This window comes from Saccharibacillus alkalitolerans (assembly GCF_011090185.1).
GTDB lineage: Bacteria > Bacillota > Bacilli > Paenibacillales > Paenibacillaceae > Saccharibacillus > Saccharibacillus alkalitolerans.
Map to the genome: position 1 here is coordinate 502,897 of NZ_JAAFGS010000001.1, position 12,831 is coordinate 515,727.

Annotated in this window: 5 protein-coding genes; all 5 read left to right on the forward strand. The window is 49.1% G+C overall.

The genetic code is table 11. The features are described from left to right. Positions 1-55: 55 nt before the first annotated feature. Positions 56-5,905, forward strand: coding sequence for a DUF4011 domain-containing protein (locus tag GYN08_RS02100; RefSeq protein WP_166272037.1), 5,850 nt, complete (start codon positions 56-58; stop codon positions 5,903-5,905). A 34-nt stretch (positions 5,906-5,939) separates the two neighbouring features. Next, the gene (locus GYN08_RS02105) at positions 5,940-6,218 is read left to right on the forward strand and encodes a hypothetical protein (RefSeq protein ID WP_166272039.1); all 279 of its coding nucleotides are present in this window, start codon (positions 5,940-5,942) and stop codon (positions 6,216-6,218) included. Between the two features lie 141 nt (positions 6,219-6,359). After that, entirely contained in the window at positions 6,360-9,605 is a 3,246-nt protein-coding gene (gene hsdR / locus GYN08_RS02110; RefSeq protein WP_166272041.1) for a type I restriction-modification system endonuclease, read from the forward strand. Continuing rightward, positions 9,606-11,108 (forward strand): class I SAM-dependent DNA methyltransferase, encoded by a 1,503-nt coding sequence (locus GYN08_RS02115; protein WP_166272043.1) that lies wholly within the window; start codon positions 9,606-9,608, stop codon positions 11,106-11,108. Next, entirely contained in the window at positions 11,105-12,556 is a 1,452-nt protein-coding gene (locus GYN08_RS02120; protein ID WP_166272045.1) for a restriction endonuclease subunit S, read from the forward strand. The genes GYN08_RS02115 and GYN08_RS02120 overlap by 4 nt, the downstream gene beginning before the upstream one ends. Positions 12,557-12,831 lie beyond the last annotated feature (275 nt).

Genomic DNA, 12,831 nt, shown 5'->3' on the forward strand with positions numbered 1-12,831 from the left:
TCAGGGTCTAATGGAAGGTGTTGTGCAGATGAATACAGCAGAAGCTAAACAGAAAATGGATAAGAAAATCGAGAAATGGAAATCGGATTTAATCGATATCAGCGGAAGAAATCCTTTGCTCAATTTTAAACCGAAAAAAACAAACAGCCTAAGATTGTCGGAAAATCTTTCATGGCTGGCCGAGCAGCTTCTTGACGAGCAGTATTTGAATCTCGAAGAATTGGAAACGCCTTTTCTTGAAGAAGTTCGGCGGCTGCAAAGCAAGTCTTACGAGATCACTTCGGCTGAAAGCGATAAGATGAGCCCTACCCAAAGAAGAAAGCACCAGGAAGATTGGGAGAGAAACATCCAGAGTCGGATCAATGAACAATATAACGAATTGAAGAAAGCTTTGACCAAACTCCGCAACAGTGCGCGTACCGCAATGAACGAGCAGGGCATCAACATCGCCTATCTTACCTTCGGCCTGTTGAAATGGAAACCCGGCACAGGGACCCACTCTACTCAAACGAGCAGTGCACCTCTGCTCCTGCTTCCGGTAATGATCAAGAAGGCCTCCGCTAACTCTCCTTTTACCATGAATATTTACGAACAGGAAATCATCGTGAATCCGTTTATTAACCATGTGCTGGAAGAACAGTTCGGATTGACATTGAGCGATCTGACATTCGAGGCGGATAATCCGGATTTCACGGATATTTTTGAGCAGGTGTACGACAAAATCGAAAATCTTCAAGACTGGGCCGTTGAGGAAGATTGTTATTTGTCGTTATTTTCTTTCAACAAATTGGTCATGTATAAAGACCTTGAACAATATCGTGGCCTGCTTGAGAGTCATCCTCTTATCCGTGAAATTGTCGGTACCGCCGGAGAAGACACGATCAGACAGAACTTCGATGCGGGGCTTATCCCTTCGGAAAGCCGGATGGACAAAGAAGTTCCCGCCGAACAAAATTTCAATGTGGTCGATGCCGATTCAAGCCAGCAACGCGCGATCATCGCAGCCAAGAAGGGGATGAACTTCGTTCTGCAAGGGCCGCCTGGAACGGGGAAAAGCCAGACGATCACGAACATTGTAGCGGAATGCCTGGCGGCAGGCAAAAAAGTGCTGTTTGTCAGCGAAAAAATGGCGGCTCTAAACGTCGTTAAAGACCGTCTCGAAGAACGGGGACTGGGCGAATTCTGTCTGGAAATGCACAGTCATAAAGCCGGCAAACGTCAGGTGCTCGATTCGCTTGCAGATACAATCAACAAGCCGGCTGCAGCCAAAAAGGTCCCGGAAGAAATCTACCAAAAAATGAATTATTTGCGCGACCGTCTGAATACTTATTCAGAAAAATTGCACGAGGTACGTCAACCCTACGGAAAAAGCGTCTACGAAGTGCAAGGGCTGCTTAACCCGTTAAAAGATATTCCCGAGATCTTGTCGGCCGTCTATCTTTCCGCGGATCAGAACCTGGAAGAAATTTATCGCCTGCTGGCCGACCTGGATCGCTACCGGAATCAAACTTTGCAGGAAGACTCGCGGCCTTGGGAAGCTTTGTCGGCAGGCCGGTTCTCGTTCGAGCTGCAGGCCAACGTCCAAAAACTGCTTCAGCACATGGCCGAAATCACCCGAAATGCTCTTGCTCTTGCGGAAACCCTTTCTGCAGAGACGGGACTTCGAGTTTCTCGCACGGAGGAATTGGATCGGGTCGTTTCTGTTCTGGATTTGGCGGCCGTGTCGCCTCGTCCTCCGCAAGCATGGCTGACTTCGCTGGACGTTTCGGAACTGATCCGTGAAGCGCGGGAGCATCAAGAACAGGTCGGAGAATTTTTTGCGCTGCGCGGCGAACTGCTTCAAAGCTTCGACGACCAGATTCTGGAGCTGCCCGTACAGGATCTGCAAGAAACCCTATTCGGCGATTCGGACTTCCTCGATCAGGTTCCGGAAAAGGAACGTTTAAAGGTTCTGGACGATCAGGGCGAAAAGATTCAACAGGCGGCAGATGATTTCGGGCGCGTAAGAGAGCAGCTCCGACTGTTTGACGAGACGGCCAAAGCGGCCGGGCAGCAGGAGGTATCGAGCTTAAACGATTACCGTCGGTTATCGCGTTATATGAAGCTTTTTAATCTAAAAGTACAGCCGGCATTTGCGTGGTTTATTAGAAGCAGTTGGAAGACCGCGACCCAACAGGCGCATTTGGCGAAAAGTGATCATGAGCGAATGTCGGAGATGCGGCAGCAGCTGCTTTCGGCGTACGACACTTCTTTTATTGGGCAAGACGCGGGAACGCTCATCAAGCAGATTAACGAGAGCACCGCAGGCGTTCAGATTTTTGCAAGCCCTGACCATCCCCTGCTGCAGGAAACGCTGTACGACAACTCGACGCAAATTCTAACGGTATTAGAAGAGTTATTCGGATGGTACAAGCAGTGGGGCGAGATTAAGGTCGAGTTTGAAGAATTGTTCCAGCTTGAACTGACGCAGACGTCCGACGTCCAACGACTAAGCCGCATCATGGATCTTGTGGCCGTGAATCCGCAGCCGGAACGCGGATGGTTCGATTCTTCGCACAGCCGTAAGGTACGCCAGGAACTGGAGAATGCCAAAGGGCTGCTCGGGAAGTTCGAAAAAGATCGGCAGGAGCTGCAGGCTGTCTATGTGGATGAATTGTTGGACGAGTCAGGTCTGGAAGAACGGATCGAGCAGATGCACAACCGCTGTCTAAACGAATATCAATCGCCAGTCAAACGAGCGTTGGGCGGAGGATATCGCAAAGATGTGCGTTGGCTCTCCGCGCAGCGCAAAGAAGCAGAGAAACTGGATTTCCAGGCTTTCTTAAAAGACATTCGCGTCATCAGGCGGACATTGAATTACCGTTCGGAATTAAAGAAACAGGAATCGCATTGGGCTGCCTTGATGGGACGTCATTATTTGGGACTTCGCTCGGATTGGAGCGCCATCGAAGATTCGATCGCGATGACCGAAAAAATCATGGATTGGCATCAGGGCAAACCGGTATCCTCGGCTCTGCAGGAACTTCTCGTGGCGCCTTCAGGAAGAACAGAAGAACTGTTAAGCCGCTATCGGCAGCTTAAGCGGAACTCGGAAGCGTTGATTCGCTGCCTACTGGGTTTGAAAACGGCTTTTCCACAGATCTGGAATGCTTCGCTCGCTCCGGATTTGGAGAGTTGGAACTTGGATCAGATGATCGCGCATTTGTTGGAAGATAGCGGCAAAATTCAATCTTTGATTTCGCGAATAAAGCCGATTGTCGATTCCCGTATCAGTTATGGGGAGCCTCGATATCGCGAACTGATGGAAGATCTGTTCAAACTGCAGTCTTTGCGTGAACTGCAAAATTCGCTGAAAGACAAAGAAGCGTACTATCGTCATACGTTCGGCAAAGCATTCCAGGGCGAAGATACGTCTTGGGAAGATTTGCAGGAAACGCTGGAAGAAATCGGACGCCTTCATACGGAAAACATCACGATTCCGGCCCAAATCGCGCAGTTTGCCATCGATAATACCGAAGATTACCGTGAGCGGCAAAAGTCTCTTGAACAGCATGTTCATAGTCTGGAACGTTCTATTCAAATGCTGGATGTCGAGATCCCGACCATCATTCAAGATGAAGAAGGAATCCATGCAAACGATCGATCGCTGACACGGATAGGCGAACGTCTAAACGAATTTGTAGGCGGCATGCAGCGTTGGCGCACCGCGTACCTGTCGATCCGCCCGACGGCCAAGCGGCCCTTTGCTGACTTTGCCGAGCTGCGGGCTAAGCTGGAACTAGCTTCGCAGGCTCAGCAGCAGGAATCGGCGCTGGAACATCAAATGGAGCGTTTGCAGCAGATGTTTGGTTCGCGCATTCAGGGTTTTTCGACGGACTGGCCGTTGATCTTCGACGCGCTCGCATGGACGGAAGAATGGAAAGGGCTGCTGGGCGAAGAGGCTGCCTTGAATCCGCTGCTTCAGCTTGTCTGCGCAGAAGGAACAGAAAATAAACCACTTCTACATGGGCTGATCGAAAATGTTCAACAATCGAAGATGGCTTTAACGGATATGACGAGCCGTTTCGGCGCACAGTTCGACCTTGCCGCTGCTTTCACCGGGCGGTCCGAAGCTGAACTCACTTGGGAAATGCTAAACGGTTATGCGGATTCAAGACTGCCGCATTTGGACCGGATGGAGAGCTGGATTCGCTACCGGAACCTGCAGAAGCAGGCGTATGAGAGCGGGCTGGGAGATTTCGTCGATCAGGCCATGAGCGAGAGCGGCGAATACTCGCTGAAAGATCTGTTCCAGAAAAGACTGTTCAAACAGTGGCTCGATCGCGTATACGAGCAGGAAGACCTGCTGGCGGAGTTCGATGCGCATCAAGCGGGCGAAGATCTGAAGCAGTTCCGCAAGCTGGACAGCGGCAGCCAGAACCTGAACGTGATTCGAATCAAAGAGAAGCTGGAGAGCGAAAGAGAACATGCGCTGTCAGCCCCCGCGTTCCTACGTGAAAAGCAGCTGGTGCTGCACGAGATCGGCAAGAAAAAGCGGCATATTCCAATTCGCCAATTGATGCAGGGAGCGGCGGATTTTGTTCAGTCTCTCAAGCCCTGCTTCCTGATGAGTCCGTTGTCGGTCAGTCAATATATCGATGCGCACAAAATCAAATTCGACCTGGTCATCTTCGACGAAGCTTCCCAAATTTTCTCGGAAGACGCGATCGGAGCGATGATTCGAGGCAAGCAGGTCATTATCGTAGGGGATACCAAGCAGCTGCCGCCGACAAACTTTTTCCAGAGCAGCGGGATCGAAGAAGATTACGATACGGACGAAGAGCAGGAAGAGGAAGTGAATTATGAGAGCATTCTCGACGAATGCGCGAACATCCTGCCTCCGCTGGATCTGCGCTGGCATTATCGGAGCAAACACGAGTCGCTGATCACATTCTCGAACGAAGCCTTCTACTATAACAATCTGATCACTTTCCCAAGCGCGGATAACGGGAACTACCTGGGTACCGATTTCGTGCATGTCAAAGACGGCATCTATGACCGAGGAGGCAGCAGCACCAACCGGCCGGAAGCGCGCAGAGTCGCCGAGCTGGTGTTCGAACACTACCGGGATCACGGCCATCAATCGCTCGGCGTTATCGCGTTCAGCCAGAAGCAGGCCGCGGCGATCGAAGAAGAACTGCAGATCATGCGCCGTCAGCAGCCGGAATTCGAGCAGTACTTCCAGGAAGGATCGCGTGAGGAGTTCTTCGTGAAAAGTCTGGAGAATGTGCAGGGTGACGAACGTGACGTTATCTTCCTAAGCGTCGGATACGGCCGGGCCGCCGACGGATCGATCTATTACAATTTCGGGCCGCTGTCCAAAGCCAAAGGCGAACGAAGACTCAACGTAGCCGTGACCCGGGCGAAGTATCACATGAAGCTGGTCAGTTCCATCACGCCGGACGATCTGCCGGAAGCCAAGGTGGAGGGCAACTCGGGCTTGAAACATCTGAAGCAGTACATGCAGAACGTGATGTACGGATACCAGCCGATGGTTCGCGGAGAAAGCCAGATTCCCGAATTCGACTCTCCGTTCGAAGAAGACGTGTATCGGGTGCTCACCGATATGGGGTACTCCGTCGATACGCAGGTCGGCTGCTCCGGTTATCGGATCGATCTGGGGATCGTTGATCCGGACGATAAGACCAAGTATCTGATCGGCATCGAATGCGACGGAGCCAATTACCACAGCTCCAAGGTCGCAAGAGATCGGGATCGGCTGCGCCAGCAGGTGCTGGAAGGGCTTGGCTGGAAGATCTATCGGATCTGGTCACAGGAGTGGTTCAAGAACCGGCGGCATGAGGTGGAGCGGTTGAAGTTGTATTTGGAGGAAGAGACGAAGCGGGAGGTTTATTTGGGGATTTGAGATAGAGCTATCGTGATGGAGGGAGGTGAGCGGTATGGATGAAATGGTAAGTCTGCTATCGGAAATTCTGTCGGAACTTCGCGAACTAAACGGAAGAGTAGCAAGCATCGAAATGGAGCTGTCAGGTATAGGCACTGATGTGTCTTCGATGGACGGAACGTTGAACTCGATCCAGATGGACGTGAGCACGATTGATTCTAATGTAAGTACGATCGACTCCAATGTAAGCACAATTGATTCCAATGTGAGTTCGATGGAGAGCGATATTGGATCGATTCGCAGTGACGTCTTCTCGATTGACTTGAAGATTTAAGTACCGAAATAAGTATGGCCGCCTATTGCGGCCTACTTTTATTCTTTCAATCTTCATAGAAGCTGGACACTGCTTGATTAGCATTGCTACACTTAATCTGGACGATTGGCAGAACTCACCCAAAATAGGAGCGGATGCAAAATGGCGTCTCAGAACTTTAATTTCCTTGCGGAGAAATGGGAAGTACTCGATAAGGTCGCCGAAGCGGCGGAACGCAACGTTTATCAAGATCCGAATACAGCAATCATGAAAATACGAACCTTTGCCGAAACGATTGCCAAGTACATCACGGCTTTCGAACAAATCCAAGAAGTCGGTGTTGTCAATCAGAACGAGCGGCTTAGAAAACTGAAAAACGAACAGATTGTCCCGTTTGAGATGATCAATCTGTTTCATACCATAAGATCCAAAGGCAATAGTGCTGCACATAATCCGGATTACGGTACGGAAAGAGAAGCGCTGACACTGCTGCAGATGTCTTTCCGGATTGCGGTCTGGTTCATGGAGGTTTACGGAGACTACAGCTTCAAAGCTCCGGCCTATACGGAACCGGCACGAGACACCGTAATTACCGAAACCGAACTGGAGCAGATTACGCAAATTTATGAAGACAAGCTTTCGCAGATGGAACGTGAATTGGAACTTGTTCGTGCCGCCCAAGTCGAGGTTAGCAGTACGGATAAGGACCGTCGCCGCCGTGTCGGTCAGCGAACCGGCAGCAATCTGCAGCTGACCGAACGGGAAACCCGCGTGCTCATTGATGAGCAGCTTCGGGACGCCGGATGGGAAGCGGATACGGAGCAGCTGCGTTATGCGCATGGAGCCAGACCGGAAAAAGGCAAAAACCGGGCGATTGCCGAGTGGCCGTTGAAAAAGGGTTATGCCGATTATGCCTTATTTGTAGGGCTGAAACTGGTCGGATTAGTCGAAGCGAAGAAGGCGAACAAAGATATTCCGTCGGATATCGAGCAGGCAAAGCAGTATGCTAGGCTTGTCGTTCGGCATGGAGACGAGCAGATTATGGAGCCTTGGGGCGATTACTTCGTTCCGTTCCTGTTTGCCACCAACGGCCGCCCTTATCTGAAGCAGTTGGAGCAGAAGTCGGGAATCTGGTTCCTGGACGCTCGCAAGCCGACCAACCATCCGCAGGCGCTCCAGGGGTGGTACAAACCAGAGGGCATCATGCAGCGTCTGGCTCAAGATATCGACCAGGCACAGCAGGCATTAAAAGATGAAAATTTCGACTATCTGCGTCTTCGCCCTTACCAGCAGACCGCGATACAGCGCGTCGAAGAAGCGATCGCAGAGGAGCAGCGCAATGTGCTGGTTACGATGGCCACCGGAACAGGCAAGACTCGCATGGCAATTGGTCTGATCTACCGGTTGGTGAAGTCGAAGCGTTTCAACCGTATTCTGTTCCTCGTCGACCGGGAAGCGCTGGGCGAGCAGGCCGAAGCTGCGTTCAAAGACAGCAAGCTTGAGAGTCAGCATACGTTCACGGAGATTTATGAACTGAAGTCGCTCACAGACAAGATTCCGAATCCCGAGACCAAAGTGCACATCGCGACGGTGCAGGGCATGATGAAACGGCTCTTCTTCGGAAGCGCAGACGGCGATCGGCCGACCGTCGATCAGTACGACTGCATCATTGTCGACGAAGCGCATCGCGGTTACACGCTGGACAAGGAAATGAGCGACCTGGAACTCGAGATCCGGGATCAGAACGATTATGTAAGCAAATACCGCCAGGTCATCGAATATTTCGATGCCGTCAAGATCGGACTTACGGCGACGCCAGCGCTTCATACGACAGAAATCTTCGGCCGCGCGGTCTATACCTATACGTATACGGAAGCCGTTATCGAAGGTTATCTGATCGACCACGAGCCGCCTTACCAATTTGAGACCAAACTCAAGCAGAACGGGATTAAGTTCGAAAAAGGAAAAGAAGTCGAGGTCTACGACACGGTGTCCCGTACGCTTTCCCACGAAATGATGGAAGACGAAGTGAATATCGAAGTAGCGAAATTCAATACGAAGGTGGTCACCGACAGCTTCAATCAGGTCATTATCGATGAGCTGGCCAACTACATCTCGCCGGACGACGACGGCAAGACGCTGATCTTTGCCGCGACCGACCCCCATGCGGATAAAGTCGTCGATATGCTCAAAAAGAAATTCAAAGAGTTGTACGGCAGCGTCGAGGACAATGCGATAATGAAAATTACCGGATCAATCAATGATCCGATGGACGCGATCAAGCGGTTCAAAAACGAGCGTTTGCCGGTGATTGCCGTTACGGTTGACTTGCTCACCACCGGGATCGACGTACCGGAAATTACGAACCTGGTCTTCCTGCGCCGGGTGAAATCGCGTATACTATTCGAACAGATGCTCGGTCGGGCAACCCGGCAGTGCGACCGAATTGGCAAAGATCACTTCAACATCTTCGATGCAGTCGGCATTTATGAAGCGTTGAAAGATTACACGGATATGAAGCCGGTGGCGGCCAACCCTTCGACAACGGTAACACAGCTGGTCGACGAGCTGGAGCGCCTAACTGCCGAGGAGCATTTGAACAAACACAAAGAGCAGATTTTGGCCAAGCTGCAGCGAAAAAAACGACATTTTACGCTGACACGCGAACAGAATTTCGAAGCGCTGTCGGATGGACGAAATGTCAAGCAGTTTGCGGAATGGGTGGAAAGCATTCCTCCTCAGGACTTGGCTCGAGAGCTGAAGCCGTATGCTTCTTTGTTTAAGTATCTGGACGAAAACAAGGATGGCGAGAACAAGCTGATGATCTCCCATGCGCCCGATGAAATGCTGGGAGTTACCCGTGGATACGGGAATGCCGAGAAGCCCGAAGATTATCTGAACGGGTTCAGTGCGTTTATCCGGGAGAATTTAAATAAAATTCCGGCTCTGATGCTGATCTGTGAACGACCGTCCGACTTAACCCGGGAAGAATTGCGCAAGCTAAGGCTGGAATTGGATCAAGCAGGTTACAAAGAAAAAAGTCTACAGACGGCTTGGAAAGAAACAAAAAACGAAGATATCGCAGCCGATATCATTGCGTTTATCCGTCAGCAGGCGCTGGGTGATCCACTGGTTAGTCAGCAGGAGCGGGTGCAGCACGCGATGCAGAAAGTTTATGCGATGAAAGTATGGCCGCCTATGCAGAAGAAATGGCTGGAGCGAATTGAAAAGCAGCTGCTCAAAGAACCGGTTCTCGGACCGAATATCGAGCAGGCTTTCCAGTACGAACCGTTTGCCGGTCAGGGCGGAGCCAAGCAGTTGGACAAGATCTTCAGCGGCCAACTGCCGGAGATCGTCAGAGAGATCAATACCAATCTATACAGCTACACGAAGAAGGAGCAGGCTTAAATGAATAACCGCGAGATCGTACAGAAACTTTGGAACCTCTGCAATGTCCTACGGGACGACGGCATCACTTATCACCAGTATGTCACGGAACTGACTTACCTGTTATTCCTGAAAATGATGAAGGAAACAGGTTCGGATTATATCGTGCCGGAAAAATATCGTTGGGAACAGCTTGTTGCGAAAGACGGTATCGAACTGAAAAACTTCTATAAGCTGCTGCTTCTCGAACTGGGCCAAGCAGAAAACGAACTGCTTAAAGAAATCTATACGGATGCGACTACTTATATCAGTGAACCGAAGAACTTGGAGAAGATCGTCAAGTCGATTGATGCGCTCGACTGGTACAGCGCCAAGCAGGAAGGTCTCGGTGATCTATATGAAGGGCTTTTAGAGAAAAATGCCAGCGAACTGAAGTCGGGAGCGGGGCAGTACTTCACGCCTCGCGTCCTGATCGACATTATTGTGAAGTTGGTCAAACCTCAGGTCGGAGAGCGTGTGCATGACCCTGCTGCAGGTACGTTCGGATTTATGATCGCGGCGGACCAGTATGTTAGAGGTCAGACGGACAATTACTTCGATCTCGCCGAAGTCGATGTGAATTTCCAGAAGTACAAAGCTTTTTCGGGCGTAGAACTGGTTAAAGACACGCACCGTCTGGCTACCATGAATGCACTGCTGCACGATATTCACGGTGAGCTGCTGTTAGGCGATACGCTGTCGACGATGGGCGAGAATATGCGCGATTACGATGTGATTATCACGAATCCTCCATTCGGCACGAAAAAAGGCGGCGAGCGGATTACGCGTACCGATTTCACGTTTACAACTTCCAATAAGCAGCTCAACTTCCTTCAGCATATTTACCGTGCACTCAAAGCCAACGGCAAAGCACGCGCAGCTGTCGTACTGCCGGATAACGTGCTGTTTGAAGGCGGTGTAGGGGCACAAATCCGCCGTGACTTGATGGACAAGTGCAACCTGCATACCATTTTGCGGCTGCCTACGGGGATTTTCTACGCGCAGGGAGTGAAGACGAATGTGCTGTTCTTCACTCGTGAGCAGAGCGATATCGGAAATACAAAAGAAGTCTGGGTCTACGATATGCGAACCAATATGCCTTCTTTCGGCAAGCGCACACCGCTCACGGAAACACATTTCGATGGGTTCATGACGGCATATGAGGCGGAAGATCGACAAGCTGTTCAAGATGAGCGGTGGAATGTGTTTACGCGTGAAGAGATCCTGAAGAAGAACGACAGTCTGGATATCGGCCTGATCGCGGACGAGTCGCTGTCGATCTATGATAATCTGCCGGACCCGATCGAGTCGGCGGAAGCGGCAGTCGGGAAGCTGGAACAGGCGATTCTGCTGCTGAATGAAGTGATTGGAGAGTTGAAAGCGGCGGAAGGTGTTCTCGAGGCGGAAGAAGAACTTGTTTATGAAACCGAGCAAGAACCGGAGCTTCTGAGAGTAGCGGAGAGTGGCGAGGGATATTTGAAATGAATAAAGTGAAAAACAAAGGCAAGAGTTTGGAGGAGCTGTTGGAAGAGGCACTGATTCCTGTGGAGGAGCAACCCTATGAAGTGCCGGGGAATTGGGTTTGGGTGAAGCTTGGAAACATCGTGACTATTGGTCCTTCAAAACCAAAACTTAATTACTTAGATAATGAAAGTACAAGTTTCGTTTCTATGAGTGCAGTAAGTCCTGAAAAAGGTGAGATAACTGCAATAGAGCAGCGTGAGTTTGGAAAAGTTAAAAAAGGATATACGTATTTCGAAGAAGGAGATATTTTATTTGCGAAAATTACTCCTTGTATGGAGAATGGAAATACAGCAATAGCTCAAAATCTACTAAATGATTTTGGTTTTGGCTCTACGGAATTTTTCGTTTTACGAAGTTCTGAACAGATCAATCGAAAGTTTCTTTATTATTTGTTACGCTCTGAGAATTTTAGGAAAAAAGCAAAATCAGTAATGTCGGGGGCCGTTGGACAGCAAAGAGTGCCAAAAAGTTTTCTTGAAAATTACCCTTTCATGCTTCCGCCGTTAGCTGAACAAGAAAGGATAGCCAATAAAATTGAATCCCTCTTTGCCAAAATCGACGAAGCTAAGCAGCTTATCGATGAAGCTAAAGAATCATTCGAACTTCGGCGGGCGGCTATTTTGGATAAGGCTTTTCGGGGGGAATTGACACAAGATTGGCATCAAAAACATGCCAATCTCGAATCTGATTCTCAACAAAAACTAAACGATATTGCTCCGCTACAATGGAAACTGGTTGATATTGAATCAATAGCAAAAAAGGAAAAGTATTCTATGGCGATCGGTCCATTTGGAAGTAACTTGAAAGTTACAGATTATAGATCCTCAGGGGTGCCACTTGTATTCGTTAGAAATATTCGGAGTTTTAACTATGATCTTGAGCAAAAGTTTGTGTCGACAGAAAAAGCGAAAACTTTGCTTCCTCATAGTATAGAACCTAACGATATATTGATAACTAAGATGGGCGATCCTCCTGGAGATGCTGACATATACCCAGCAGGCTTACCTAAAGCAATTATTACATCAGATTGTATTAAATTGAAGGTTGATAAAGAATTGATTATTAATGAGTTTGCCTTATATGCTATTCAGTCGCCTTTCTTTCAAAAGCAAGTAAGAGAGAAAAGTAAAGGTGTAGCTCAACAGAAAATTAGCTTGGATTCCTTCAAAAAGATGAAAATCTACTTACCTCCTATTTCAGAACAACTTGAGGTTGTAAAATTGCTTAGAAATAGCTTTGAGTCTATGCAACAAGAAAATGACCTACTTCAACAAACAAGTGAAAGAATGAATGCCCTTAAACAATCCATTCTCCAAAAAGCTTTCCGCGGAGAATTAGACACTAATGATCCTACCGAAGAGTCCGCAATCGAACTTTTAAAAGAAAACTTGAAAAAACAGCTCAACTAAATATTTATCCATACAGGAAGCGGAAAGAGAAAAAATTTCTCTATTCCGCTTTTTTTGGATCATAGCAAGCGAAAACTACATATAGAAATTTAAAGGGAACGTATGTTTTATTTCGTCTATATGTGGTTATAACTTGTTTGGGAGGTGAAAAAGATGGCGAAAAAAAGCAGCAGCAAAGCTTCTTCTCCGAAAATGTCAAAATTGGCTCCCAAAGTCCTGCAAAGCAAGTCTTCCGGCAAAAAGGCAAAGTCCTTAGCCGAATCAGTTTTATCACA

Coding starts and splice junctions, on each gene's coding strand:
- GYN08_RS02100 (WP_166272037.1), top strand. CDS start 56: ATGGATAAGAAAATCGAGAAATGGAAATCGGATTTAATCGATATCAGC.
- GYN08_RS02105 (WP_166272039.1), top strand. CDS start 5,940: ATGGATGAAATGGTAAGTCTGCTATCGGAAATTCTGTCGGAACTTCGC.
- GYN08_RS02115 (WP_166272043.1), top strand. CDS start 9,606: ATGAATAACCGCGAGATCGTACAGAAACTTTGGAACCTCTGCAATGTC.
- GYN08_RS02120 (WP_166272045.1), top strand. CDS start 11,105: ATGAATAAAGTGAAAAACAAAGGCAAGAGTTTGGAGGAGCTGTTGGAA.
- hsdR (WP_166272041.1), top strand. CDS start 6,360: ATGGCGTCTCAGAACTTTAATTTCCTTGCGGAGAAATGGGAAGTACTC.